Annotated in this window: 21 protein-coding genes and 5 CRISPR repeat arrays; of the genes, 9 read left to right on the top strand and 12 right to left on the bottom strand. The window is 50.5% G+C overall.

The genetic code is table 11. The features are described 5' to 3' along the window. Positions 1-461: 461 nt before the first annotated feature. The gene (locus CHM34_RS17480) at positions 462-1787 is read left to right on the top strand and encodes a helix-turn-helix domain-containing protein (RefSeq protein WP_094265906.1); all 1326 of its coding nucleotides are present in this window, start codon (positions 462-464) and stop codon (positions 1785-1787) included. 153 nt (positions 1788-1940) lie between these two features. On the opposite strand, the gene CHM34_RS17475 is transcribed toward CHM34_RS17480, so the two are convergent. The 3 genes from CHM34_RS17475 to CHM34_RS17465 all read right to left on the bottom strand — a co-directional run bounded on the left by CHM34_RS17475 (position 1941) and on the right by CHM34_RS17465 (position 5216). Next, positions 1941-2288, bottom strand: a complete 348-nt coding sequence (locus tag CHM34_RS17475) for a hypothetical protein (protein ID WP_141201757.1) — start codon at positions 2286-2288, stop codon at positions 1941-1943. A 132-nt stretch (positions 2289-2420) separates the two neighbouring features. After that, positions 2421-4178: a glycoside hydrolase family 3 protein gene (locus CHM34_RS17470; protein WP_094265904.1), complete on the bottom strand. Its 1758-nt coding sequence runs from the start codon at positions 4176-4178 to the stop codon at positions 2421-2423. Between the two features lie 18 nt (positions 4179-4196). After that, entirely contained in the window at positions 4197-5216 is a 1020-nt protein-coding gene (locus CHM34_RS17465; RefSeq protein ID WP_094265903.1) for a M14 family zinc carboxypeptidase, read from the bottom strand. Between the two features lie 305 nt (positions 5217-5521). Between CHM34_RS17465 and CHM34_RS17460 the strand changes: the two genes are divergently transcribed. After that, positions 5522-5791, top strand: a complete 270-nt coding sequence (locus CHM34_RS17460; RefSeq protein ID WP_094265902.1) for a hypothetical protein — start codon at positions 5522-5524, stop codon at positions 5789-5791. Positions 5792-5858: 67 nt separating this feature from the next. Here CHM34_RS17460 and CHM34_RS17455 read toward each other — a convergent pair whose 3' ends face one another. Next, positions 5859-6452, bottom strand: coding sequence for a poly-gamma-glutamate hydrolase family protein (locus CHM34_RS17455; protein ID WP_169713814.1), 594 nt, complete (start codon positions 6450-6452; stop codon positions 5859-5861). A gap of 474 nt (positions 6453-6926) precedes the next feature. Here CHM34_RS17455 and CHM34_RS17450 point away from each other — a divergent pair, with 474 nt between their 5' ends. The 5 genes from CHM34_RS17450 to CHM34_RS17430 all read left to right on the top strand — a co-directional run bounded on the left by CHM34_RS17450 (position 6927) and on the right by CHM34_RS17430 (position 13966). Further along, the gene (locus tag CHM34_RS17450; protein WP_094265900.1) at positions 6927-8444 is read left to right on the top strand and encodes a helix-turn-helix domain-containing protein; all 1518 of its coding nucleotides are present in this window, start codon (positions 6927-6929) and stop codon (positions 8442-8444) included. Between the two features lie 131 nt (positions 8445-8575). Then, positions 8576-10267 carry a urocanate hydratase gene (gene hutU / locus CHM34_RS17445; RefSeq protein ID WP_094265899.1) on the top strand — a complete coding sequence of 564 codons (1692 nt, stop codon included), beginning with the start codon at positions 8576-8578 and terminating at the stop codon, positions 10265-10267. Continuing rightward, the gene (hutI, locus tag CHM34_RS17440) at positions 10257-11558 is read left to right on the top strand and encodes an imidazolonepropionase (RefSeq protein WP_240512066.1); all 1302 of its coding nucleotides are present in this window, start codon (positions 10257-10259) and stop codon (positions 11556-11558) included. The genes hutU and hutI overlap by 11 nt, the downstream gene beginning before the upstream one ends. 40 nt (positions 11559-11598) lie before the next feature. Continuing rightward, on the top strand, positions 11599-12600 hold the full coding sequence (locus tag CHM34_RS17435; RefSeq protein ID WP_094265898.1) for an agmatinase family protein: 1002 nt from the start codon (positions 11599-11601) through the stop codon (positions 12598-12600). 34 nt (positions 12601-12634) lie between these two features. Further along, on the top strand, positions 12635-13966 hold the full coding sequence (locus CHM34_RS17430) for a YjiH family protein (RefSeq protein WP_094265897.1): 1332 nt from the start codon (positions 12635-12637) through the stop codon (positions 13964-13966). On the opposite strand, the gene CHM34_RS17425 is transcribed toward CHM34_RS17430, so the two are convergent. Then, complete coding sequence (locus CHM34_RS17425; protein ID WP_094265896.1) at positions 13961-14614, bottom strand: sterol desaturase family protein; 654 nt, start codon at positions 14612-14614, stop codon at positions 13961-13963. The two genes, CHM34_RS17430 and CHM34_RS17425, sit on opposite strands and share 6 nt — an antisense overlap. Positions 14615-14835: 221 nt before the next feature. Between CHM34_RS17425 and CHM34_RS17420 the strand changes: the two genes are divergently transcribed. Continuing rightward, positions 14836-15057, top strand: a complete 222-nt coding sequence (locus tag CHM34_RS17420; RefSeq protein WP_094265895.1) for a hypothetical protein — start codon at positions 14836-14838, stop codon at positions 15055-15057. Positions 15058-15187: 130 nt separating this feature from the next. On the opposite strand, the gene CHM34_RS17415 is transcribed toward CHM34_RS17420, so the two are convergent. Together CHM34_RS17415 and CHM34_RS19435 are read right to left on the bottom strand one after the other, a co-directional pair. Beyond that, a complete protein-coding gene (locus CHM34_RS17415; RefSeq protein ID WP_094265894.1) occupies positions 15188-15619 on the bottom strand; it encodes a hypothetical protein in 432 nt (143 codons plus the stop codon). A gap of 29 nt (positions 15620-15648) precedes the next feature. Continuing rightward, positions 15649-15882, bottom strand: a complete 234-nt coding sequence (locus CHM34_RS19435; RefSeq protein ID WP_500690235.1) for a YqxI family protein — start codon at positions 15880-15882, stop codon at positions 15649-15651. A gap of 348 nt (positions 15883-16230) precedes the next feature. Here CHM34_RS19435 and CHM34_RS17410 point away from each other — a divergent pair, with 348 nt between their 5' ends. Next, positions 16231-17694 (top strand): glycoside hydrolase family 1 protein, encoded by a 1464-nt coding sequence (locus tag CHM34_RS17410; protein ID WP_094265893.1) that lies wholly within the window; start codon positions 16231-16233, stop codon positions 17692-17694. 132 nt (positions 17695-17826) lie between these two features. On the opposite strand, the gene CHM34_RS17405 is transcribed toward CHM34_RS17410, so the two are convergent. From CHM34_RS17405 to cas2, 5 genes are all read right to left on the bottom strand, one after another. Next, positions 17827-18717 carry an AEC family transporter gene (locus CHM34_RS17405; RefSeq protein WP_094265892.1) on the bottom strand — a complete coding sequence of 297 codons (891 nt, stop codon included), beginning with the start codon at positions 18715-18717 and terminating at the stop codon, positions 17827-17829. A 52-nt stretch (positions 18718-18769) separates the two neighbouring features. Further along, positions 18770-19255 (bottom strand): NUDIX hydrolase, encoded by a 486-nt coding sequence (locus CHM34_RS17400; protein WP_169713812.1) that lies wholly within the window; start codon positions 19253-19255, stop codon positions 18770-18772. A 179-nt stretch (positions 19256-19434) separates the two neighbouring features. Next, positions 19435-20304 (bottom strand): YxiH-YxzG fusion protein, encoded by an 870-nt coding sequence (locus CHM34_RS17395; RefSeq protein ID WP_141201756.1) that lies wholly within the window; start codon positions 20302-20304, stop codon positions 19435-19437. 48 nt (positions 20305-20352) lie between these two features. Next, positions 20353-20520 (bottom strand): hypothetical protein, encoded by a 168-nt coding sequence (locus CHM34_RS19430; protein ID WP_169713811.1) that lies wholly within the window; start codon positions 20518-20520, stop codon positions 20353-20355. A 334-nt stretch (positions 20521-20854) separates the two neighbouring features. Then, positions 20855-21290: direct repeats of the CRISPR family, unit length 30 nt; unit sequence GTTTCAATTCCTCATAGGTAGCTTGGTAAC. A 317-nt stretch (positions 21291-21607) separates the two neighbouring features. Beyond that, positions 21608-22111: direct repeats of the CRISPR family, unit length 30 nt. A gap of 371 nt (positions 22112-22482) precedes the next feature. Further along, positions 22483-22847: direct repeats of the CRISPR family, unit length 30 nt. A 304-nt stretch (positions 22848-23151) separates the two neighbouring features. Further along, a CRISPR array of direct repeats spans positions 23152-23925; the repeat unit is 30 nt. Positions 23926-24237: 312 nt separating this feature from the next. Further along, positions 24238-25090: direct repeats of the CRISPR family, unit length 30 nt; unit sequence GTTTCAATTCCTCATAGGTAGCTTGGTAAC. Between the two features lie 756 nt (positions 25091-25846). Further along, entirely contained in the window at positions 25847-26110 is a 264-nt protein-coding gene (cas2, locus tag CHM34_RS17385; RefSeq protein ID WP_094265888.1) for a CRISPR-associated endonuclease Cas2, read from the bottom strand. Positions 26111-26114: the final 4 nt, after the last annotated feature.

The following is a 26114-nucleotide window of genomic DNA, read 5'->3' as shown; positions in this document are numbered from 1 at the left end:
TATTCCCAACCTCCAACGCTTCTTTGGAGACCTGTACTTTAAACTCGTTTGAGTAATTTTGCCGTTTCATCAGAAAAACCCCTTCCAACTTTAGTTTAGAACATCATCTCCAGGATGTCCAAAGTCGAATAGGGGCTTAAGAGTCTAGCAGTTACAAAATCGTAAACCGAAGTAACGCCGGATCAATCCGGATGAAAACCTCCTCTACTACTACAAATTCAAGCCGAATGGTATCTAACATCCTCTCCTACCCCGACCAGGGATCGAAAAAGATATGTAATTATTCGTTGATTTTATGAACGAAAAGGCCGGGTATTGCTAAACCCGACCTTTTCATTTTAAAAGTCAACATCATCGGAAAAATTTGAGTTAAAATCTGAACTTTTCTATTTTCAACCGAGGAACTTTCATATAAAATGTAATTGCTTACAATGAATATTCCGTAGGGAAGGTGGTTCAAGATGTCAATCCCCCATTTGCATGCAATCGGAGAAATTATCCGAAAGGTTAGAAAGGAAAAAGGGTTTCGACTGGAAGATGTTGCTGATGAAAACATATCACCCGCTACCATCAGCAACATTGAACGAGGCATTCCCCATGTCAATCCAGAAAAAGTTCGGTATCTTCTTGATAAATTAGGTTTGGAGATGAGTGAAATTCCAGCCAGGTTAGCAGAGGAGTCCAAACGATTGAAGAATCTTGAGTTTCAACTAGACTCCGCTTATCTTCTCTGGTCCCTGAATAAGGGTGATGCTGCGTTAAACAAAGTCAATCAAATAAACATAAAAGACGGAAATCCTTTAGCCGCAAGACTTTATTTTATCAAGGGACTTTGCTTTTTTTCGAAGAAGCAATGGAAAAGAGCAGAAAGAGAATACTATCAAGCCATTAAAATCGTAAATGAACATCCATTTTATGAGAATTCCAACTTGGAAGCTCAGTGCTTTCATGAACTGGGAATGACCTACTACTATCAAAATGACCTGGAAAAAGCCCTCGATTTTGCGAACACCGGAATTGATGCCTACAAAGAAAATGGAGATCTACCCTATCTGAGATACGGTCTCCGATCCAATAAAGCGGTTTATTTGGATAAGCTGGGTCGAATCAATGAAGGAATGCAAACCATCCAGGAAGTATGGGGATCGATTGACCCAGGCCACGAATCCAAACATGTTACCCTCCTGTATTGGCTGAAAGCTGAATTCTTGCGGAAGACGGGTATGAATGATGAGGCCTTAAAGTATGCTAACCAGGGATTAGAAATCTCCCGCCGCAATGAGTATTGCAAGTTTATTATGGATTTCCTTATGACGCTTGGCAGTATCTATGCGAAATTAGTCCAATGGGACAAGGCTAAAGACTGCTTTACCATCGCTATTGAAACCCGTCATCAATTAAAGGATGTAACAGCACTTGCTACGCCGTACACTCGCCTCGGTGTGATTCAGATGAATGAGGAAAATTGGGACGAGGCGAAACGACTTCTTAAAGAGGCGATCAAGATTGCCGGCGATGATCTCCCCAGGTTGTCTTACGCTCTGATGTTTATGGGGGATTTTTATCATAAACAAAACCAACCACAAGAAGCGATTTATTACTACGAAAGAGCTCTTAAAAAGATGGGTTCGTTTCATCCCACCCTCAAATCAAAGTTGTATCTCCGCTTGGCCAACCTTTGGGAAGACGCGGACAAAGATGAATTCAAAAAACATTTTCGTAATATGAACAAAGTGAGAATGCTCCAAAAAGAAAAGGAGATGGACGTTTTTGACGAGATTGTTTAGGGTGTAACAAGGACGGAGATGGATTAATTTTCGCAAATTTTGCATTTGAGGAAGCATAAAGGAATATTCGAGGAGTACAAATGACTCAACAAACACTTCATTGAACCCCGGGTTTTCCCTTAATCAACAAAAGACCCAGGATGGGCCCCTGGGTTAGACACTTTTACCCTTCGCGGGTTTTTCTTTTTTCCGAAGCGATTGCCATCCTCCCGCGATCAATAACGTACCGGCAATTGCCGTAAACCATGAAAAAGGAAGAGCGAGGATGCCGCCGGCTAACATCCATTTCCCGCTGTATTGAGGGTCTTCTTCCAATTTGTGAGGAGTTGCGAAAAACGTGACTCCCAACAAAAAAAAGAAAACGATGAAATGAAGAAACACCCATAAAAGGTCCGACCAGGTTTCCTGATGGAAATAGAGAATCATCGCACGGATTCCGATTCCCACGAAGGCTAACATCCCTCCTAACAGGCCCAACAGGCTCTCCGTCATGCGAGTCATTCCCTTCCCCCTTTTCGGCTGGCAGTATTCTTCCTGATTTTATGCGCGAGAAGCCCGGTCATGACCTCCGCGGACAAAAGGAGGATCGTAAAAAAAGCCGTGTTTTGGGCTGATCAGGATCTCCATTGTTTTTTATCGGTTATCATAGCGCAAACCGGAACCGAAGGGATACCGATCATCGATGTGCACCGGCAGCTTGCCGCCGGGTTGCTCTCCGTAGATCACACGAATGGCCGCTTCGAGCATGGTCGGGTTGGGTGTTTGCCACCGATCGACGGCATAGGTGGCCAGATAGGCGTTTACCTCGGAATATTGGGCAATATCATAGGGCAAACCGATCGAAACCGTTACTACCGGTTTCCCCGTCTGATGAAGTGCTTTTACCAGTTTTACCTGTCCTTCCGGCAAACGACTTTGGGAATAGGTGGCCACGATGACACGATCCGCCGTTTCCGCTTGTCGGACCGCTTCCATCATTTCCGCATCCGTCGGATCTTGCCCGTCGGATTGCCAAGCACTCACCCGGGATCCACTTTCCCGACGAACCGCATCCGCCAGGGTTCGAACGCCTTCCACACCGGCGACCATCGTCTCCTCCGCACCTCGATCCAGTGGAAGAAGTCCCTCTTCATTTTTCACCAATGTGACCGCCTGGCGTCCGGCCTCATCCGCCACCTTCCGGTGCCGAGAGTGACCCACGATCCGTTCCGCCTTATCCGGATCGACGTACCGCCGGGAGTCCAACCGGTATTCACATTTGGCTTTGAGCACCCGTTTCACCGACTCATCCACCCTCTTTTCGGACAGTTCGCCGGATTGTATTGCTTGAAGCAAGGATTGGACCGCTTCCACATGATCTTTGAAACTTCCAGTGGACATGACAACATCAGCCCCCGCCTGAATCGCCATAACAGCCGCTTCTCCGGAACCCCAATTCTCCGAGATCGCGTGCATCGTCATGGCATCAGTGACGATGATCCCGTCGTATCCCATCTCTTTTCGCAACAGCCCGTCCAACACCTTAGGGGACAAGGTGGCAGGAAGATCAGGATCGATCGCCTGGATCACCACATGAGCGGTCATGATCGAATCGGCCCCGGCATCGATGGCCACCTGGAAGGGAGGGAGGTGAACCTTCTCCAGCGTTTCCCGGTCATAGGTGACGGCGGGTAAGCCCAGGTGGGAATCCACTTCCGTATCCCCATGCCCCGGAAAATGTTTTGCAGAAGCGATCACTCCCTGTCGTTGGTAAGCCCGAATCTGAGCCGCAGTCAATTCGGAAACCAGATTCGTCTTTTCCCCGAAAGCGCGCACACCGATGACAGGGTTGTTCGGATTGGTGTTTACATCCGCCACCGGAGAGTAATTCCAGTTAAACCCGACAGCTCTCGCTTCCCGAGCCGTAATCCGGGCCGTCTTTTCAGCCAAATGTTCGCTTCCGGCCGCCCCCAGCCCCATCTGCCGCGGAAAGGTGGCGGCCTCCTTCGGCATGCGCTGGGCCGCTCCGTACTCCAGATCCGCCGATATCAGCAGGGGAAGACTGAACCGCGTCTCTTCCGCCCACTGCTGGAGCCGATTGTTATAACGGGCCATCGCGGCCGGTTTCCGCTGGTCGTAAACGATCACCGATCCGATGTGATACTCTCGGATCATCCGTCGGGTCTGTTCCGACGGCATCCCGTCCTTACCGGTTTGGGTCGCCGCCATGATCAACTGACCCACCTTTTCCTCATCTGTCATTTCAGTCACCATTCGGTCCACCGAAAGGTGACAGCCTTTTTTACCATGGGCTGAGTCCGGGGAAGCGGCAGATAGACCGGGCCGGCCCCAGGGAGAAAAGACCAGTGAAACAAAAACCAATATCGTGACGGCGAGCATCGTCCCTTTCATGCAGACACTCCCTGTTGTTTATTCTCCCCCGTCCACCGGGGCACCCCGCGTCGGGATGGTTTCTTCGGCTTGGTCCGGGTCATATTCAGAGATGGTATCCTCCGAGACTGATTCCACCATCGAAAACATGGAGGCATAGGCGGTCCGGATAATCTTTCCGCCGCTCTTCTGGCCGATACCGCCCCGGAACTCCACCAAGACGCTTCCACTGCCCAAAAGTCCGTAAGCATTGCGGGCAATTCCTTGATAATTGCCTCCCGGATATTGACTCACTTCGGCAAACCCGTAATGGCTCAACGTATCGTATATCACCATGCTGGCTTGTTTGGAAATACGGCGAACCGGATCCTGGACATCGGGATGGCTGGGCCAGTAAACCGAGGTGGTAATCATGCGGCCGTCCTCGTTTTTGTAAGTTCCTTGATGATGAAAATCGATCACCCAATGCGGTTGATACGTTTCATAGGCCTTTCGGATCGCCGCCGCTTCGGGTACTGGATTTTGATCGGGGGTTAAATCCGGAGCATGATAACGGTTGATATCGTAACCCTTTCCTTCAGAACCGTATTCCGGGGCGGCATCCGGATCATAATTATAGCGCCAGTAACGCTCCGACCCGTCGGGATTGGCCCGAACCACCACATAGAGGGAGACTTCCTCTCGCATGTTTCGGATTGCGGGATGGTTGCTGGTTCCCAGTGTGTTCAACATGTTCAATGCCGCTTCCGTCGTCATGACCTCATCGCCGTGTTGTTGAGTGACAAACATCATCTTTTTCGGACCGTTCCCGACCTTTGCCATGTAGATATCTCGGTTTTCATTGGATTGACCGATCACTTCCAGCTGAACGTTTCCATCGGTTACCCTCTCCAACCGGTGAAGGGCCTTGACCAACTCTTCGTAGTCATGGAGCCGTTTTAGCTTCATCTTCTGAGCATCCTTCAGCCAAGGTCCGTTGGGAACCGAGCCCGGATCGGCATAAGCCGGGACACTGACAAACAGAAGAAGGGCAAACAACAGAGCACATCTTTTTCTCATTATCAGAGACCTCCTCTTGAGATTTCTGATCCCTCTATTGATTTATCCACCCCTATCGTCCATACCTTCTAAAAATTAAAAATAAAAGATAAAAAGGATGAAGAATGGCCGTCCTTGGCTGGTTCTCATCAACCGTCGACCGTCTTTCCGACCCTAAAAATGAAAAACCCCATATGGGAAGGAAAATCGGTCAGTGGAGATCCGTTTCATCTCAACCTCGTTATTTTTTCTCCAAAATGGACATAAAAAAAGGTTGGTCTTTCGAATAAGATACATAGGAACAAAGACCTACAGGAGGAGATCCGATGTTTATCCACGATACACATGTCCAATGGATGGAATACGCGGACACTTCAACATCGCAGATCTTCGGATACCTGAAGGATGCGGAATACTTCGCCACCGTTCAAAAGGGCATTTGGATTTTACAACAGATTTCGGGGCCCTGGGGCACGAACCACTGGAAAGCGCTGAAAATCAACCCCAACTTCACGGAACAGGTCGTCAAGAAAGCGAAACGGATGAACCGGGAACTGCGGGAACTGCGATTGGTTGATTTACAAAAGGGAGGCTGATTCAATAAAAATCCTCCCCGTCTTTGGGGAGGATTTCGAGATTCGGCCAACGACCGACAAAAAAACATCAAGATAGTGCCTCTCTCACCGCCTGCACGAATTTCCAGTAAATCTTCGTTTTCTTTTTTCTCCCTTCCCGTTTGTTTTCTTCAAAAAAAGAATCCCTCAATGCTCGGTCCAGTTCCAGTTGTACCCCTCGGCCCGTCATCCCCCGATTACAGATATTTTCCGGATCATCCCCCCCGATTTCATCCGGGGCCTCTCGGGTGTCAAAACCGGCCTTATGCAATTTTTCACGGATTCGGTTTTTTAAATACCGATCCCGACCGCCCATATAGCAAGTCCCCTCTGTTCCGCTCACACCGTGGACGGAAACCACCCGGACCGCTTTGGAAACCAGATGCAGCGCCTGCGGTTCATCAAAACGGGTTGATGTGATATGTAAATCAGCGTTTTCCCCTGGCGGCTTCAGCGAAGCAAACACATAGAGATTGTATTCTTCTCCCGCGATACCAATCGCTGTTTCCTGGGTTCCCGGCTCGATCCCCCCGCCGTGAATCGCCAGGATCAAGGTCCCGCGATCCCTGGCATAAATCCGGTAGTCCTTTCCTTCCCGTTCCTGGCTTTCCAGTTCTGCATAATTGAAATATTTGCCCGCCACCCATGCTCCTCTCCCTTCTTGATCATTTCCATCGAACCAGGTGTGTTGATGATCCAGGGCGATCGTATTTTGACACGCTCCTGTTGCACCCAAAGGGCACAAGTCGCGCCTAGGGTCGCTTCCCGGTCGCGCTATGCCATACAACAAGGAAGTGAAGTTTGTCCGCTCCGAATCTTCCAGTCGGGCAGGGGCAAAGCCGTTCGGAAGTGTTACAAGGGAGAATCTTCCCTCTAAGCGCCCTCCCTCCAGCTTCTCCGCTAAGTAGGATGGCAAAGGTCGCTATGTCAGAATACGACGCCCTTCTAACACACGATTTACTGAATCATACTTCACCGCTTCATCGGGTATACCTTCCGACGGTGGCCGGAATTGCTATCGGTAGGAAAGAGGAAGGAGGAAAACCGTATGGAACCTATTCAAGACAGGTTTTTATGATCTCGCTCCTGATTGAGATAGAAGGCAGAGGTGTTTTGCATGGTAAAATTGCTGATCGCTGACCGCGATCCTAAGGAGCGCTACGGATTGGAATGGCTCGTCCGTTCTTACCCGGTCCCCTTCGATCCGGTACTGCTCGCCGAAGATGCCGGTGAAGCGGAAGAATCGATGGAACAGGAAGCTCCCCAAGTCTTGTGCCTCGAGCTGGATATGGTTCCCCGGGATCGGTGGGAAACATTTAAAAAAGGAGTGTCCCGCCATGTGCAAGCCGTGATCGGAGTAACGGCGGAAGCCACCTTCGAGCGGGCGATACAGGCCATCGAGCTTCAGGCGGAAGATTTATGGGTGAAGCCCATTTCCCCTGACCGGATTAAACGATCGCTTCATCGTATTTACCGACAAACGGCGGAAAAGGAATCCTCCCCTGACCCTTCCGTTCCGGCGTCCGTTCCGCCCTTGTCCTACCGCTCTCTCTTCCTGGACCGAGAGCAGACGGGGAAGCCGGGTTGCCTGTGGATGATTCAACCGGAACATTCGGACCGAGTACCGGTCCTGCTCGATTATTTAGAAGAATACCCCTTTCATACTCGGCCGCTTCTATTTCCTCTGAGCGATACCGTTGTATGCGTATTTCCGCCGACTCGATCCGATGAAAAAAAACACTTCCATCGGGAAGGACACCGTCTGTTGAGCGATTGGTCCAGCCGGCTGGAAGAACCCTTGTCCCTCGCACTTCACTGGACACGCGATCCCTCGATCTCCCTTCGCCAACGGTACCTGTTTGCAAAACAAGCACTGGAGTTGCGTTTTTTCAAAGGATATCATCAGGTGTTAACAGCCGATGAACCTGTCAACTGGATTTCCATCGATCCCTTCCTCACTCCCGATGAACAGCGAACCTGGATGAACATGCTGGAACAGGGCGACCGGGAAGGTCTGAAAAAGTGGTTGTACGACCAATTCCTCCAGTTGTCACCTCCCTTTCCGGAGCCCGGACTGTTGCGGATCCGTCTGACCAGCATCTTGGCCCAGTTGAGGCGATTTATGCAGACCCATGCCCTTCACCGGGATCCTTCTTTTGAAAACGAATATCACCAGGTGTTTTCCACGATTTTGTACCGCCCGATCTTGTATCGGATCGTTCAAGATCTGCTCCTGTTTATCTACGACATCTTGGAAGGGGCGGAGCAAAACCGAAAAAAAGCCGCCATCGATGTAGTCGAAACGGGAATCCGCTATATGGAAAACCATTATCACCGATCCGACCTGACCCTGCGTGAAGTCGCCCGGCATGTGGGACGCAACGCCACCTATTTCAGTCACCTTCTTTCCCACAAAAAAAAGACGACTTTCCGGCAAATCATGACCGGTATCCGTCTGAATCACGCTAAACGACAATTGGAAGAGACCCATCGGCCGATTCAGGAAATCGCCGACCGAGTGGGATTTAAAAATACAAACTATTTTAGTCGTGTGTTTAAAAAGAATGTCGGTTTGTCCCCGCGGGCTTATCGGAACCAAAGAAAAAACCAGAACCTAAAACAACAGACACATTAAAAGGAAAACGCTTACAAGATCCCTTTCAGATTCAAAAACCGTGTTCCTTTTTCGAATTCCCGGTCGGTATTTATTTTTCGGAAAAGGAGATATACTCACGATACATCCCAATCATTGCGAGGTGGTATTTCATGGGACGGCATCTGTCTCCCCCGCAAGCCATCCGTGCCCGCCGGGGGACGGAATTGCACGCTAAGGGGTGGGTCCAGGAAGCCGCACTGCGGATGCTGATGAATAATCTGGATCCGGAGGTCGCCGAAAAGCCGGAACATCTGGTGGTCTACGGCGGTATCGGGAAGGCGGCGCGGAACTGGGAGGCCTATGAGTCCATCGTCGACACCCTTTCCCGGTTGGAAGAGGATGAAACCATGCTGGTCCAGTCGGGAAAGCCCGTCGCCGTATTTCGCACCCACAGCGACGCTCCCCGGGTCCTGATCGCCAATTCCAACCTGGTACCCGTATGGGCCAACTGGGATCATTTTCACGAGTTGGATCGAAAAGGGCTAACCATGTTCGGTCAGATGACGGCGGGAAGTTGGATCTATATCGGCAGCCAAGGCATCGTTCAGGGAACGTACGAAACCTTCGGGGAGTGCGCTCGCCAGCACTTCGGCGGCAGTCTGAAATCGACGGTGACAGTAACCGCCGGTCTGGGAGGGATGGGGGGTGCACAGCCCCTGGCCGTCACGCTGAACGACGGGGTGGTCATCGCCGTCGAAGCGGACCGGTCCCGCATCCAGCGCCGTTTGGACACCCGGTATCTGGACCGGATGACCGAAAGCCTGGACGAAGCGATCGAGATGGCCGAAAATGCCAAAAAGGAGGGAATCCCTCTTTCCATCGGCCTTCTGGGCAACGCGGCGGAGATTCTCCCCCGGATGGTGGAAAAGGAATGGATTCCCGATATCGTCACCGATCAGACATCCGCTCACGATCCGCTCAACGGATACCTCCCCCTAGGAACCAGCCTGGAGGAAGCGGACCGACTGCGCCGGGAAAACCCCCAAGCACTGGAGAAAAAGGCCAAGGAAAGCATGGCTGTCCATGTCCGGGCCATGCTGTCCATGCAACACAAAGGGGCGATCGCTTTTGATTACGGCAATAATATCCGCCAAGCAGCCAAGGATCAGGGGGTCCAGAACGCCTTTGATTTCCCCGGATTCGTCCCTGCCTACATCCGCCCGCAATTTTGCGAGGGAAAAGGCCCCTTCCGCTGGGTGGCCCTGTCCGGCGACCCGGAAGACATCTACAAAACCGATGAAGTGATCTTGCGGGAATTCAGCGAAAACAAACACCTGTGCCGCTGGATCCGGATGGCTCGGGAAAAAATCGCCTTCCAAGGACTTCCCGCCCGCATCTGCTGGCTGGGCTACGGAGAACGAGCCCGTTTTGGGAAGATCATCAATGACATGGTGGCCAAGGGGGAACTGAAAGCCCCGATCGTCATCGGTCGTGATCATCTGGATTCCGGTTCTGTCGCTTCTCCCAACCGGGAAACGGAAGGGATGAAGGACGGTACCGACGCGGTTGCTGACTGGCCCATCCTAAACGCTCTGATCAACGCCGTCGGAGGCGCAAGCTGGGTATCGGTCCACCACGGAGGCGGGGTGGGGATGGGTTACTCCCTGCACGCCGGCATGGTGATCGTCGCTGACGGGAGCCGGGCGGCACAGGTCCGTCTGGAGCGCGTCCTCACCACCGACCCGGGGATGGGAATCGCCCGCCATGCCGATGCCGGCTATGATCAGGCCATTCAAACCGCCCGGGAGAAAGGCATACGCATCCCGATGCTACAGAAAAGGAGAGATTCCCTTGAACTCTAAACCGCTGTTGATTCGACAGGCCCGACAACTGGTGACACTGAAAGGAAGCTCTGACGCTCCTCTGCGGGGAAAGGACATGGAAGCGCTGCAAATCGTGGAAGACGGAAGTGTCTGGATCGAAGAGGGTATCATCCGGCTGGCGGATCAAGATGAGGCTGTCTTGCGCCAAGTCGGAGACCGGGTTCGTGAAGCCGAGGTCATCGATGCCACGGGTTGCCTCGTGACTCCCGGATTGGTGGATCCCCATACCCATCTGGTTTTCGCCGGAAGCCGGGAAAACGAGTTTGAAATGCGTCTCAAAGGTTCCACTTATATGGAAATCATGAACGCCGGCGGAGGGATCCATGCCACCACCTCAGCCACACAAAAAGCCGATCGGGATCAGATCTTTCGGGAGAGCCGGAAGCGGTTAAACCAGTTTGTAACCCACGGAGTAACGACAGTGGAAGCAAAATCCGGTTACGGTCTCACGCTGGAACACGAATTAAAACAGTTAGAAGTGGCCAAAGAGCTGGACCGGGATCATCCCGTCGACGTCATTTCCACTTTTATGGGTGCTCACGCCGTCCCCGCCGCCTATAAGGACCGTCCCGACGACTTTGTCGACCAGGTGATCGAGGAAATGATCCCGGAAGTCGCCCGACGGAAAATAGCGGAATTCAACGACGTATTCTGTGAACGGGGCGTCTTTACTCCAGAACAATCCCGGCGCATTTTGGAGGCCGGACGAAAGCACGGATTACTCCCCAAAATCCACGCCGATGAAATCGAGCCCTGCGGCGGAGCCGAACTGGCCGCCGAACTCGGCGCCGTCTCGGCGGATCACCTGCTCCAAGCGTCAGAGGAAGGGATCCAGAGAATGGCTGAAAAGGGTGTTGTCGCCGTCCTCCTCCCGGGAACCGCCTTTTTCCTGATGGCGGAGTCAGCCGACGGACGCAAAATGGTCGACGCCGGAGTCCCTGTCGCCCTGTCCACGGATTGCAACCCGGGCTCCTCCCCCACCGTCTCCCTCCCTCTGATGATGAATCTGGGATGTCTGAAGATGGGCATGACCCCGGCCGAAGTGCTGACCGCGTCCACGATTAACGCGGCTCACGCCATCCGGCGCGGCCATGAAATCGGGAGCGTCGAACCCGGCAAAAAAGCGGATCTGACCATCTTCGACGTCTCCAACTATATGAGCCTACAATACCGATACGGATCCCATCACGTGAATACCGTGATCAAAAACGGACAGGTCGTCGTACGGAACGGAGAGCCGTCTCCCGCCGTCACTTCCGCTTCGTATTAATCCTACAGAAAGGAGGAACGGTTTCGGAAACCGCAAAAACATGAAAACCTATCCTTATCCTTTGTTACAGCCGCCTCCGTTCCGTTGGAACACGGCGGGGGATGTCTCGGAGCCCAAAGTTCACCAATGGATCGAAACGCTGAATCCTCGGACCGCGGACGAAACGGACTGGTCCTCGGTGGATGTTACCTTATTGGGCGTTCCCCTTTCCCGTTCATCCATCAGCGCCTCAGCGGCCAGTGAAAACCCCGATGCGATCCGACGGGCATGGAAATCCTTCACCCCCTACAATTTGGAGGAAGATGTCGACCTGACCCCTCTGCGGGTGGTCGATCTGGGGGATGTTCCTCAGCATGTGACCGATATCGCGGCCTGTCACCGGAACATCCGGGAAGCAATGAAGGGAATGCGCCGACACCACCCCCATACCTTTCCGCTGGTGATCGGCGGTGACCACTCGATCACAGCAATGCTGGTCAAGGGGTGGAAAGAGGCCCATCCGGACAAGCGCCTCGGCATTCTACAACTGGACACCCACTTTGATCTTCGGAGTCTGGAGGAGTTCGGCCCGGCCAACGGGACCCCGATTCGCAACTTGGTCGAGAGCGGCGATGTCCGGGGAGAAGACGTGTACAATATCGGTCTGCACGGCTTTTTCAATGCCCGTTCATTAAAAGACTTCGCCGATGAAGCCGGTATCCACTACGTCACTCTGAAACAAGCGCGCCGACAGGGCATCGACACCGTGATCCGGGAGAGCCTCGACCGCTTATCGCAAAAGGTGGACACCATCTATCTGACTGTAGACATGGATGTACTGGACATTACCCAGGGACCGGGAGCCCCTGCGGCTACCCCCGGTGGCATGCGCACCGACGAACTGTTCGAGGCGGTCCGTTTGGCGGGGACTTGTTCCAAAGTTGGAAGCATGGATCTCGTCTGTCTCGATCCCGCCCGGGATGTCTCCGGAGCCACCGTCAAAGCGGGAACCCATGTCATGCTCTCTTTTCTGACGGGATTCATGCAACGAAGGCAGGTTTAAAACCTGCCTTCCTCCATACCAAAGGAGGGAGATCATGAATCAACCGAGTACGGATCCTGTGAAAACCTTTCATCAGCCAAGATCCGGCAAACCGGTGGTAAAATTCTTTTTATTCAGTATAATCGGCCTGTTCATGTTTTTCGTCCCTGTCACCGTCAACGACCGGTCCTCCATCCCCCTGGACCATCTGGTAACGTTCTTGGAACAAACTTTTCCTTCCGCTGTCTCCTATTACGTTTTGACCGTTATCGGTCTCGGCGCTCTCCATCCCTTTGTGAACCGGACCTGGAACCGGAGCGGCGTGGATACTGTTTTTTCCATCCTGAAAGGATTCGGATTTGTTGTTGCAATCATGCTTGTCTTCCAAACAGGGCCTTCCTGGCTGTTCATCCCGGATATCGGCCCGTTTCTCTTTGAAAAGCTGGTGATCCCCGTCGGCCTGCTGGTCCCGATCGGTTCCGCCTTTCTCGCTCTTCTGGCGGGATACGGCCTGTTGGAGTTTATCGGGACATGGATGCGCCCGATCATGCGTGCCATTTGGAAAACCCCGGGCCGATCGGCGATCGACGCGGTGGCATCCTTTGTCGGGAGCTATTCCATCGGCTTGCTGATCACGAACCGCATGTACAAAGAAGGAAGGTACACCGCAAAGGAAGCCGCTATTATCGCTACCGGCTTCTCCACCGTATCAGCGACTTTCATGATCGTCGTCGCCAAAACCCTGCACCTGATGGAAATCTGGAATCTGTTTTTCTGGGTCGCGCTCCTAACCACTTTCTCGGTGACGGCGGTAACCGTCCGATTGTGGCCCTTGAATCAGAAAAGGGATACCTACTATACCGGTGAAGGTCGTCCGGAAGCATTGATCCAAAAAAACCGGTGGCAACACGCTTGGCGGGAAGCGATGCAAACCGCCGCCCAATCTCCGCCTTTGGCCCGAAATCTTTGGAGTCACCTGCGGGACGGGTTCGTGATGACGATGGCGATCCTTCCTTCCATCCTGTCCGTCGGACTGATCGGTTTGCTGTTGGCCCAATTCACCCCTTTCTTCGATGGGGTCGGCTTCCTTTTTTATCCGCTGACCTGGCTGTTGCAGATCCCCGAACCGATGTTGGCGGCCAAGGCGGCTTCTGTGGAAATTGCGGAGATGTTCCTGCCTGCTCTGTTGGTAACGGAAGCACCCCTGATCACCCAGTTCATCATTGGCGTCGTTTCCGTCTCTTCCATCCTTTTCTTCTCCGCCTCTATTCCCTGTATCCTGTCCACGGAAATCCCGGTCCGGATCGGTGAGATCCTGATCATTTGGGTGGAGCGGACGCTCCTGACTCTGATCTTTGTCACACCGGTTGCTTTCCTCCTGTTATAGCCGATCCTCCTCCATCGATTCCGAAACGGAGGAAAATCCCCTTCTTTCCAAATTCCGCACCGTAGCGCTTCGCTCGGTGCTCTTTTCATCTTTCCACGTCCCCAAGGACCAATCCAGCAGCGGATGGGTCACGCCAAACCAGTACCGTTCATTTTTGAAGTGATGCCAAAGGTGCATACGTTTCATCCACCGGCCCCAGGGGGTGAGAGGTTTCACCGGCCGATGGGCGATATAGTGCATCCATTCGTAATAGAGAAGATAACCGACAACCCCTGTAACAAAGGCAACCGTCAACACCCCATCCGCCGTCAAAAGATAAGCCGCCCCACCGACCAGCCCGATCAAGGGAAAGCTGTACCAAATCGGCAAAAACAACAACTTCAGATTGTCAGGATCGGCATGGTGATCATAGTGAAGGCGTTTAAGCAATTTCAAAAGCCACGGTTGCCTCGGCGGTTTTAAGTGAAACAAAAACCGGTGGATTACATACTCACTTGTGGCGTAAGCCAGCATCCCCGCCCCGATCGCCGCCCATGTGGACAACGCCCCCATATGGGGAAGGGACCATCCGAACGCCGCCAAAAACACCAACCCTGTCGCAACAATATCAAAGTGGGTGAAAAACTCTTGGATATGGATCCGTTTCATATGCACACCCTCCTCTCACATGGACCTTATTCGAGGAAAAAGGGTGTATTCGCCTTTCAGGCAAGAAAACCCCACGATGCCAATCGTGGGGTTTTCCAATACGGGCCATGCCGCACCAAGATCAATTAACAAGGATGAAAGCTCCTCTTTACATCCCCTCAATATATACGGCAAAAGCATGTGCTACCATTAGGTCAAAAGGATGAAAGGCGTGGGTCACCTTGAACCTTCTGGAAACGATCGTGATCGGATTTGTCGCCTTCAATGTCGTCTATTTCACTCTTCGGTTCATCAAAGAGCAACGGGAACTGCCCCGATACCGTCCGGCTTCTTCGACAAAAAGAAAAAATCAACGGAAGTGGCACAAACCGGGATTGAACAGCTCATTTTCTGTTTACAATTCATTTCCGAACGGTTCACGGACTCACTTTATCGACCGATAAAACAAACCCCTCGGCCGCTCACCAATCGACGCCCACTTCCCGTACCCGTTTGCGATCGCGGCAGGCTTCCACGTATTTTCGCACCCGATCGAATCATAGAGGCAAGAAAAAAGACGGGGACTCCCCCGCCTTAGGGGGCCTTTAGATATTCAATGGCACTTAATCCGATTGAATCAATAAAGGTGATCGCCAGTAAACCATAAAAAGAAATGAATACCCCTTCAAGCAGCTTTTCCAGGAAATAAATATAACTCCCCATAAGAAAAAAACCGAGTAAAGCATCCACTACTTCCTTGCCGTACGTATTCGCTCCACGAAGGTGCACCCAAATCAGTTCAATAAATAGGCCGACCAGGAAGGCGGGGATCAGATAAAGAAATAAGCCTATCGAGAACAAGATCAGGCTTGCTGTGTTTTTGAAATGGATCCCCAAGAAATCAACCATTTCCAAAAGGGTTAATATCCCGAGGTTTGCAACAACTACTACGGAAAAAATAGCGATCGTAAGAAGTATAAATAAACTCATAGAGATAACGCGACTAGCCCATCCAATCTTAGCCACAGTTTAATGCCCTCCAGGATTTTCTTCCCTTAAGCCAACCACAAGAGCAATTCTGCAATCTTATTAGTGTCCCCTTTAGGAATCCCCGCCTTTCTTAATGCTTTTATAATTGCAGATTTTGTTGCCGAATCCAACCATCCTAAAGCTTTTCCAATCTTAGCTGAATGAACACGAATGAGTTTTTCATTTTTGGAACTCAAAGGTTTGACCACTAGAGAAAGCGCTTTTCCACCAGCTCTACACGCCCATCCTATGTATTTCAAAGCTTTTTAGCGTAAAGGAACATACTTGCTGTTCCAAGCTAACTCATACGACATTTCACCCGTCGCCCATCTGTCAGCCGAAAACGTTTTCGCCTTCACACTCTTACTTGTCGTTGACAGGGTTTTCGACCCGTGCTATAAATACGGTAAGCGTTTTCAACCATATGCATCATATTGGGATTGTTACTGTTCGACAGGCAAAACCTAATTTTGGGCGGTCGTTTTCTTACTATTCCCGCACCATAAATTAGGTTTTTGTATTCTTGAAGAAAAGTCCGGTTACAAGGGCGATGCAAATGGAAATATCAAAGCTCATTATCTCATAAACCATGAAGGGAGAAGATTGGCATGAACTTTCAACCAAAATTCCCGGAAGGGTTCCTGTGGGGCGGGGCGATTTCCGCCAACCAAACGGAAGGCGCCTACAACGAAGGGGGCAAAGGTCTCTCGATCGCAGACGTAGTGGAATTTGTGGAACCGGAAGACCGAAAGCGCATGAAGCTGCCCTTTCCCAGCTCTGCCGAGATTGAAGAAACGCTGAAAAACGAAGATCAAAAAGTGTTTCCCAAGCGGTTCGGCATTGACTTTTACCACCGGTACAAAGAAGACATCGCCCTCCTGAAAGAGCTGGGTTTCAAGGCGTTCCGAATTTCGATCGCGTGGACGCGTATCTTTCCCAAGGGGGACGAGACGGAACCCAACGAGGAAGGGCTCGCCTTCTACGACCGGGTGTTTGACGAGATGCGCAAACACGGTATTGAACCGGTAGTGACGCTATCCCATTATGAAATGCCGCTCTATCTTTCCATGGAGTATCAAGGGTGGCTGAACCGCAAAACCGTCGACCTTTTCGCCCGGTATGCAGAGACGGTGATCCGCCGTTACAAGGACAAGGTGAAATACTGGATCACTTTCAACGAGATCAACTCCCTGCTGATGGCTCCCTATATCAGCCTGGGCATCCTGCGGGATCAGGTGGCAGAGGAAAATCTGCTGCAAGCCAAATTCCAAGGGGCCCATCATCAGTTCCTCGCCAGTGCCAAAGCTGTGGAAGCTTGCCACCGGATCAGCCCCGACGCCAAGATCGGCTGTATGGTGATCGGCATCATCAACTACCCGAACAGCTGCCATCCGGAAGACGTTTTCGCCGCCTTGAAAGACCAGCGCAACACCTTCTTTTTCACTGACGTACAGGCCCGTGGGGAATACCCCTCCTACACCGACCGATTCTTCGCCGAACACGATATCCGGCTTCAAAAAGAACCGGGAGACGACGCCTTCCTGAAGGAACACATCGTCGACTTCATCTCCTTCAGTTACTACATGTCCGCCGTCTCGGCCCGTCCGGAGGTCCACGGAGAAGAGACGGCCGGCAACCTGATCTCCGGCCTGAAAAACCCTTATCTGGAAGCTTCGGACTGGGGCTGGCAGATCGACCCGATGGGCCTTCGCACCTTGTTGAACATGTTTGATGAACGCTACCAAAAACCCCTCTTCGTTGTCGAAAACGGCCTCGGCGCCTTCGACGAGGTGGAGGAGGACGGCAGTGTCCACGACCCTTACCGCATCACCTATCTGAAAAGCCACATCCAACAGATGAAAGAAGCCGTCGGGGACGGGGTCAACTTGATCGGCTACACCTCCTGGGGTCCGATCGACCTCGTCAGCTTCTCCACCTCTGAGATGTCCAAGCGATACGGTTTCGTCTATGTGGATCAGGACGACTATGGCCATGGCACCCGGGCCCGTTCCAAAAAGGATAGCTTCCACTGGTACCAAAAAGTGATCGCCACCAACGGAGAAGAACTATAAAAAGAATTCGCGCATCCATATAGCCCACAAGAAAAAGGCGGGACTTCCCGCCTTTTCCAAATCCCCTCCATCGATCCGTGCTTTATCCACCTTGTCGGATGGATCGATCCTATCATGAGGGGATCGTACCAGTCACAACAACCACAACAACCCGGATAACGTGAATGCACTGAGGAGAGTGCTGGTCAATGTGACACTGGAGACCAGCTCGGGTTGGCTATCAAACTGCAAGGAGTACATGGTTGTGATGGCCGCAGTGGGCATGGCGGCGGCGATGACCATCACCTTCAAAAGCAACGGCTCCACTCCGAGAAGGACGGCGAGTCCCCAGGCGATCAAGGGAGAAAGAAGCAATCGGGCTGCCAGAGAAAAAGATATTTTCCCTAAATCGGCAGCATGAAGCCGGATAGTAGATAGCTGCATCCCCAATGCCAACATAATGGTGGGGATCGCAGCGTCAGCCAAAAGATCGACCGCTTTGAACATCTCCTCCGGCATCGGCCAGTCGAAACGTTGCCAGAGAAGGCCCAGGACGGCGGCATAGGCGATCGGCATGCGGATCATCGGTTTCAAGGCTTCACCAGCCGGCATCGAACCCCGGGCCGCCACATAGATCCCGATGGTACCCATCAAGAAGGTATGGATCACCATGATCATCACCGCATAATCGAACGCCTCCGAACCAAAAGCGAATAAAATCACCGGAACACCCATGTTGCCGTTGTTCATAAAAGCAGAGGCCAGAATCAACCCGCTTTCTTCAGAAGCGGACCATCCGGCCAACCTGGCCGCTCCTTTGACCACACCGATTAAGAGAAGAGAAAGAGCGACAGAGTAGACCAGTATCGATACTTGCTGAAGCCCTACCTCATTGGTATAAAAAGTGCGAAAAGCCAGCCACGGGGACATCAGGTAAAGACCAGCAGTGGAAAGAGATCGGATATTCAATTGAAGCACTTTCTGTCCGATGAAACCGATTCCCAAAATAAAGAAAACCGGCAGGATCACTTGAATGAAAACCATACCGTTCCGCTCTCCTGTTTCATATGAAAATGGATAATAGGTTCGGGATTGCCTAGTGCGCTTGATCGGTATGCACTTTGTGACAGGGAGACAGAGGGAAGCGACCTTCTTTCAGCGCTGTTCCGAGAAAAGCGGGATAGAGTGTCACTTTTTCCATATCCTTAAGCCGGTGCCATTGAAAAAGAAGGACTTGGCCATCCCCTTCTCTGACCCGGAAAGGTTTCATCCCTCGGACCAAAGACTTTTCCGGAAGGGTGATCGCATAGTAGAAAGCCAGTTCGTGAACATCCCGGTCGTCATAGTAATAGAAGTTTTCCACCACCCATAGGAGGCGGTCCACCTCCGGAACGACCCCGACTTCTTCCCGGAACTCCCGTTCCAAGGTGTCCCGGGTGTTTTCCAGAAACTCTCCCCGCCCGCCGGGCAAGGACCAGAAATCTTCCCCTTCCAAGCGGTGCAGGAGCACCTTATCCTCCCGGATGGCGATCCCCGCCACCCGAAAATTAAACCGGCCCTTCTCCGTTTCAAAGGTAAGCATGCGCCCTACTCCTTTCCCTTTTTCAATCCGCATGACTTTTTTACTTTCGCTCTCTCAGATATCCTAAAGGATACCATAACAAACCAAGCCGGTCTCCGAGAAACCGACCCCATACAGAAAAAAGATGGACAAAAAAACAACAGTAGAGCAATACAAGCCCCCAACCGGAAAGCCCATTCTTACATCTTCATTCCATGCTGTTTCATATCATACAGATAAACATCGGAACCTTCCAGCAGGAACAGGCGGAAATCGCGCGTCCAGTAACGGCTGAAGGCAATTTCCCGCCCTTCGACATCAACGGGCTTCACCCGTTCCAAGATCCCGTGCCTCAAGGAGGCCCAATAAAGTTCCCGTGCCGGAGTTGCAAAAAGGAGCTGCCGGTTCCAAAGAGCAAATCCCCTCGCTTGGACAAGAGGGGAGTGCCAGCTGAGCACCGGTCCCCCTTTCCAAAACTGCTTCACCCGGCCCCTAGTAATCCGAGCCATCAGATGGTCTATGGAATAATAGAGCCACACTTCCCCGTCCTCCGTCGCATTCAGCCCGTAACAGTCCCGGACTCCAGGCAATCCCTGCCGTCCGGCGGTTTCCCGATAGCTGAACAAAATATTTCCCTCGGGATCCAGGGCAAGAGCCCCATGTTTGCTGAAGGAATCCTCTTTCAGGATCCCGTCTTCCATATATCCGATCCAAATGGTATCGTCCATCACCTGAACTTCTTCCACTGCATCCCCCGCTCGGAAAGAGAACAACCGCTTTCCCGAGCCATCATATACAAAGGCATTTTTCTCCCCGCCTTCAGAAAAAGCGGAGACAAGCAACCTTCGGTTTGGGGCAAGCGCCTGCACGAAGTGGATTTCCACTCCCGGATCTTCCAACAAGCGCCTTTGGATCGATCCATCCACCAGAGAAATCTCAGTTAACACCGGTGCCTCCGCCTGGGAAAAAACCATCAGCCGAGAACCGGTAACACCGACCCTGGGGAGAAGCTTCACATCCCCGCCCAATTCCTCCAACCGTACCGCTTTCGTCATGGTGATATGATCCATGTCATCCTCCTGAGGCCCTTCCTTAAGCCGAACCAAAAAATATCCTTTTTACGATCCATCAAGACCTGCGGACAACTTTACCAAATCAACGCCAGTCAGGCAACCAACACCACCCATGACCAGGACTACATATTCCTGAATGAAGATTCTCACCCGATCCATATCATCCGTTGCCGCTTCACCCGTTTCAACGGGAAGTTCAAAGAAGCGAAACACCACTCCCACCCCTCACAGAACAGCATCGTCCCCCATCCCCGGTTTAACGACTAACCCCCCTCTACTTTAGAAAAAATCCTCCCGCCCTTCTAACTTCCGATAAGATAAGAGTACCGGAAGTTAGAAATCCGGCCACAAAAAACCGCTCAAGGAGCGGTATTGAGGTGCGTTATATGGGTTAGGCAACAGATGAAAGGCTTTTATGAGGGGGATGCGGGATGGGTAAGGTAGATCAGTAACCGGAATTGACGAATTGCAAGAAGAGAGACGGAATTGTTTCAATTCCTGATAGGTAGATCGCGCCGGGAAGTTGGCGGGGGTTTCGTCTTCCGGGGTTTCAATTCCTTATAGGTAGATCGGTAACAGAAAAAGCCACCGTCCACAAGGGGGTGGTTTATGGGTTTCAATTCCTCATAGATAGATCAATAACCGAATCAGGATGTCGAATCGACAAGATCAGCGAGTGGGACGAGTTTCAATTCCTCATAGGTAGATCAATAACGCGTGTCAAGCCGACGGGAAACAGATCGGATACTTTGTTTCAATTCCTCATAGGTAGATTGGTAACGGAGGACGCCAACCGATCCAACAGCGACGGCCAGGAGTTTCAATTCCTCATAGGTAGCTTGGTAACTAACCTTATTCCGGCGTTGCTGATTACCCAGGCATTGTTTCAATTCCTCATAGGTAGATTGGTAACAAGTGGAGAAGTGGCGCAACGGAAAGCGAGTAGCCGTTACGTTTCAATTCCTCATAGGTAGATTGGTAACCCCAGAAAAGCCCACAACCAAGCCATTTCCTTCTCTCCTTAAGGTACACGAAAATCCGCCTCTCCACAACTCCCTTTTCCCGCTTTCCCCCGTCCTATCAAGGAATTCAGTAGGTACAAAAATGTCGTCGATCCCCGGGGATTTTTCCCCTACCGGACATCGACGACCATTTCGCCTCCCGAAATAAATTCCCGTCATGATAAAGGAGGACCTAACGATTCTACATTGCCGTTTTGGACGGGCCTCTTTTGAAGTTTGATCCTTGGTAGCAAAAGACGAACGCGGTATTGTTAAAGGATACACCCACCTACTATCTGGGTTTCGATTCCTTGTAGGCAACTTGGTAACCTGGTTGTTGGTTCCGTTGCTGGTTCGTTAGCCTGGAGTTTCAATTCCTTGTAAGTAGCTTGGTAACGAGAACTAAGATGAAATTCACCTACGAAGATGCGAAGGTTTCAATTCCTTGTAGGTAGCTTGGTAACGGGTCCGAGTGGCCTTTTCACGATCTGATAGAAATGTTTCAATTCCTTGTAGGCAGCTTGGTAACTCAAAATCCCATATGAATTCCAACACAAAGCCACAGAGTTTCAATTCCTTGTAGGCAGCTTGGTAACCTTCTTTCTCACCGATACGGGTCGTCTGACCCTTTTCGACGTTTCAATTCCTTGTAGGCAGCTTGGTAACTCGGTGACCAGAAGGGAGAACACCGAAAATGGGTTCAGGTTTCAATTCCTTGTAGGCAGCTTGGTAACACTACGTTAGCAGAAATAGTTTGGAGACGAAAGAAGACCGTTTCAATTCCTTGTAGGCAGCTTGGTAACCCCAAAAAAGCCCACAACCAAGGCATTTCTTTCTCTCCTTAAGGTACACGAAAACCCGCCTTTCCACAACTCCTTTTTTCCGTTTTTCCCATGATATCAAGGAATCCAGCGGGTACAAAAATGTCGTCGATCCCCGGGGATTTTTCCCCTACCGGACATCGACGACATTTTCGATTCACGAAATAAATCCATCTTTATGAATAGGACCTCGTTAATTTTACTTCTCCATCTGATCGAACCGCGTTTGCCAGAAGCGTTGTGATTTAGCACGTTCTTGGGTCGGTTAGGGTTACGTTCACACTCGATCCCTAACCCTCGTAGGTAGTTTGGCAACATCCTTTCCACTCCGGCAAATATCGTCATGGGCATGCGGTTTCAATCCCTCGTAGGTAGATCGATAACTAATTAACAACACGAAAGAACACCGCAGAAAAAAACGTTTCAATTCCTTGTAGGTAGATCAATAACTCATATATTGATTAGCCAGAATGCCCTCAGCGACGATGTTTCAATTCCTTGTAGGTAGATCAATAACTGAATCCCGCCGCCATGGTCGATGATCACCAGAGTGCCAGTTTCAATTCCTTATAGGTAGATCGGTAACGAGATTATGAACGCCCGCCTGGGCGAACAGGGGGAAGTTTCAATTCCTTATAGGTAGATCAATAACGCAGAAAACCTATAGAAAAAGATCCGCCTAAACCAAGTTTCAATTCCTTATAGGTAGATCAATAACCCCAGAAAACCCCATGACGAAGCCAATTCTTTCTCTCCTTAAGGTACACGAAAATCCGCCTCTCCACAACTCCCTTTTCCCGCTTTCCCCCGTCCTATCAAGGAATTCAGTAGGTACAAAAATGTCGTCGATCCCTGGGGATTTTTCCCCTACCGGACATCGACGACCATTTCGCCTTCCGAAATAAAATTCATTTTTCATAAATGAGACCCCGTTAATTTTACTTCTTCTGATCAGACTGCTTTTGAAGGCTGAATTCCTGTAGGAGGTATACAAAGATTTGAAGGTTACACCGCGTGTTGCGGGTTTTAATTCCTCATAGGTAGATCGGTAACCGCGATCAACGCCGAACATTTTCATCGTGAAGTCACGTTTCAATCCCTTATAGGTAGATGGGTAACCAAAAGAAGAAAACGATCACTGATGCATTGGATATTTCCGGTTTCAATTCCTTGTAGGTAGATCGATAACCCAAAGCAAAGCAAATGACCGCCCGGTTTCAATACCCGGGTTTCAATTCCTTGTAGGTAGATCGATAACGAGTTGGGCTCCGAGTCGGGGATCTGCTCTCCCTCCGAGGTTTCAATTCCTTGTAGGTAGATCGGTAACCTGTTCCCCTAACAGAAAGACGTACGGAAGAATATCGAAGTTTCAATTCCTTGTAGGTAGATCGGTAACGTGATGGCTGAAGCCGTCGCTTGGGTGGAGTTTGAGGGCGTGTTTCAATTCCTTGTAGGTAGATCGGTAACAAGGTTTTTCGACCCGCTGTACAGGCCGACACTCGGTTTCAATTCCTTGTAGGTAGATCGGTAACTGTTCCTCGATGTCTCGATCTACCCGTCCCAGATTGTTTCAATTCCTTGTAGGTAGATCGGTAACCAATTAATTGACTCAGTCACCTGACAAAACCTCGCGTTTCAATTCCTTGTAGGTAGATCGGTAACTGGTGGAAATCCTATTTTTCTTTTTCATCTGATTGTTGTTTCAATTCCTTGTAGGTAGATCGGTAACTCAACGCGCTCCGATTCGGGCTTATCAACTTGAGAACGTTTCAATTCCTTGTAGGTAGATCGGTAACCCCAGAAAACCCCATGACGAAGCCATTTCTTTCTCTCCTTAAGGTACACGAAAACCCGCCTTTCCACAACTCCCTTTTTCCGTTTTTCCCGTCCTATCAAGGAATTCAGTAGGTACAAAAATGTCGTCGATCCCTGGGGATTTTTCCCCTACCGGACATCGACGACCATTTCGCCTTCCGAAATAAATCCATTTTTCATAAATGAGACCCCGTTAATTTACTTCTCCATCTGATCGAACCGTTGTTGAACCCTGAATCCTCGTCGATCGCATACAAGAGAACGGCATTTGAAGATTACAACGCGTGTTTCGGATTTTCGATTCTTTATAGGTAGCTTGGTAACCGCCCTTCATAGCGGGCGGGATCACTTTCCATGCCACCAGTTTCAATTCCTCATAGGTAGATCAATAACTGGGCCGTGGCGATCCCATCGGATGGTTACAAGGCGGTTTCAATTCCTCATAGGTAGATCGGTAACGAGGATATGGCAAAAGAGGACACGGTGAAAGAGGACACAGGTTTTAATTCCTCATAGGTAGCTTGGTAACAAGGGATGCGTGTAGGAGGCTTGAAGCCCGAAAAGGGTTTCAATTCCTCATAGGTAGCTTGGTAACTCAAGGAACAAAAGACGGGGAAAACCAAGCGGTTTAAGATGTTTCAATTCCTCATAGGTAGCTTGGTAACAAGAGAACACTTCTCGACAAGATAGTACTTTGTGTCGTTGGTTTCAATTCCTCATAGGTAGCTTGGTAACGGATGGTGAACGTGAAGTAAACCTTGGGTATTTTGAGTTTCAATTCCTCATAGGTAGCTTGGTAACCGAAGTACCGCTCTATCATGTCCCGTTGTCTGTCGTTGTTTCAATTCCTCATAGGTAGCTTGGTAACGCATATCCGCTCTAATATCCGCTGTATCCCCGTCTCCCGTGTTTCAATTCCTCATAGGTAGCTTGGTAACCTTCGACTCTCTTCGCGACTCCTTTATTCAGAAATTTGTGTTTCAATTCCTCATAGGTAGCTTGGTAACTATATATTACCAGTACGATTTCGTCACATCAAGCACGGTTTCAATTCCTCATAGGTAGCTTGGTAACGGTAACACAACAAAATAGCAACGATCAATAGAGAAATTACGGGTTTCAATTCCTCATAGGTAGCTTGGTAACCCCAGAAAAGCCCACAACCAAGGCATTTCTTTCTCTCCTTAAGGTACACGAAAACCCTCCTTTCCACAACTCCCTTTTTCCGTTTTTCCCATGATATCAAGGAATCCAGCGGGTACAAAAATGTCGTCGATCCCCGGGAGTTTTTCCCCTATTGGACATCGACGACCATTTCGCCTTCCGAAATAAAATCCATTTTTCATAAATGAGACCCCGTTAATTTTACTTCTCCGTCTGATCGAACCGCGTTTGCCAGAGGCGTTGATTTAGCACGTTCTTGGGTGGGTCAGGGTTACATTCACACTCGATCCCTAACCCTTGTAGATAGTTTGGTAACACATTATTTATTCATTATAGGTAGATCAATAACTCACTTCGCCCGCCATTGTCGGGAGGTCCATGGCGTGACGAATGAACAAGTCGTAGAGGAATACCGATCAGTGATGGATCAAATGGCGGAGGAGAAGGATGCCAGGGAAGTTTCAATTCCTCATAGGTAGATCAATAACATGAACCGGCGCAGGAGGATCCATCGAAGCAAGATCCGTGTTTCAATTCCTCATAGGTAGCTTGGCAACCCCAGAAAAGCCCACAACCGAGCCATTTCCTTCTCTTCATAAGGTACACGAAAATCCGCCTCTTCTCAACTCCCTTTTCCGTTTTTCCCCGCAATATCAAGGAATCCATCAATTACAAAAATGTCGTCGATCCCCGGGGGGGGGGTTTGCCTTACTGGGGATCGACGACGCCTTCATGTTTTTATAGGAAGTTGGTTTCTCCGCCTTTTTCCAATCCGATGATTTCCCTTTTGGAGTACGACAAAGAGCGGAAGGTGTAAAAAATAACGGAATCCTCTTCCTCGTGAATGAGTGCAAGCAGTTCCCGCTTTAAGCGATAGTAATTGGAACGGCTGATCTCGCCTTCAAAGACCGAATTCTGTACCCAATTCAAGAACTGACGACATTTTTTCAACACTTTCCCCACGCGCTTTTGGTTGACATCGTATACCAAAATCACAAACATTCGT

The organism is Paludifilum halophilum, from assembly GCF_002245355.1.
Lineage (GTDB): Bacteria > Bacillota > Bacilli > Thermoactinomycetales > DSM-45169 > Paludifilum > Paludifilum halophilum.
Note: the sequence above shows the minus strand (reverse complement) of the source record. Positions and strands in the feature narration are given on the sequence as shown.

Bases quoted from the DNA above. Each gene is read 5' to 3' on its own strand.
- CHM34_RS17480 (WP_094265906.1), top strand. From the start codon at position 462: ATGTCAATCCCCCATTTGCATGCAATCGGAGAAATTATCCGAAAGGTT.
- CHM34_RS17475 (WP_141201757.1), bottom strand. From the start codon at position 2,288: ATGACTCGCATGACGGAGAGCCTGTTGGGCCTGTTAGGAGGGATGTTA.
- CHM34_RS17470 (WP_094265904.1), bottom strand. From the start codon at position 4,178: ATGAAAGGGACGATGCTCGCCGTCACGATATTGGTTTTTGTTTCACTG.
- CHM34_RS17465 (WP_094265903.1), bottom strand. From the start codon at position 5,216: ATGAGAAAAAGATGTGCTCTGTTGTTTGCCCTTCTTCTGTTTGTCAGT.
- CHM34_RS17460 (WP_094265902.1), top strand. From the start codon at position 5,522: ATGTTTATCCACGATACACATGTCCAATGGATGGAATACGCGGACACT.
- CHM34_RS17450 (WP_094265900.1), top strand. From the start codon at position 6,927: ATGGTAAAATTGCTGATCGCTGACCGCGATCCTAAGGAGCGCTACGGA.
- hutU (WP_094265899.1), top strand. From the start codon at position 8,576: ATGGGACGGCATCTGTCTCCCCCGCAAGCCATCCGTGCCCGCCGGGGG.
- CHM34_RS17435 (WP_094265898.1), top strand. From the start codon at position 11,599: ATGAAAACCTATCCTTATCCTTTGTTACAGCCGCCTCCGTTCCGTTGG.
- CHM34_RS17430 (WP_094265897.1), top strand. From the start codon at position 12,635: ATGAATCAACCGAGTACGGATCCTGTGAAAACCTTTCATCAGCCAAGA.
- CHM34_RS17425 (WP_094265896.1), bottom strand. From the start codon at position 14,614: ATGAAACGGATCCATATCCAAGAGTTTTTCACCCACTTTGATATTGTT.
- CHM34_RS17410 (WP_094265893.1), top strand. From the start codon at position 16,231: ATGAACTTTCAACCAAAATTCCCGGAAGGGTTCCTGTGGGGCGGGGCG.
- CHM34_RS17405 (WP_094265892.1), bottom strand. From the start codon at position 18,717: ATGGTTTTCATTCAAGTGATCCTGCCGGTTTTCTTTATTTTGGGAATC.
- CHM34_RS17400 (WP_169713812.1), bottom strand. From the start codon at position 19,255: ATGCTTACCTTTGAAACGGAGAAGGGCCGGTTTAATTTTCGGGTGGCG.
- CHM34_RS17395 (WP_141201756.1), bottom strand. From the start codon at position 20,304: ATGGATCATATCACCATGACGAAAGCGGTACGGTTGGAGGAATTGGGC.
- cas2 (WP_094265888.1), bottom strand. From the start codon at position 26,110: ATGTTTGTGATTTTGGTATACGATGTCAACCAAAAGCGCGTGGGGAAA.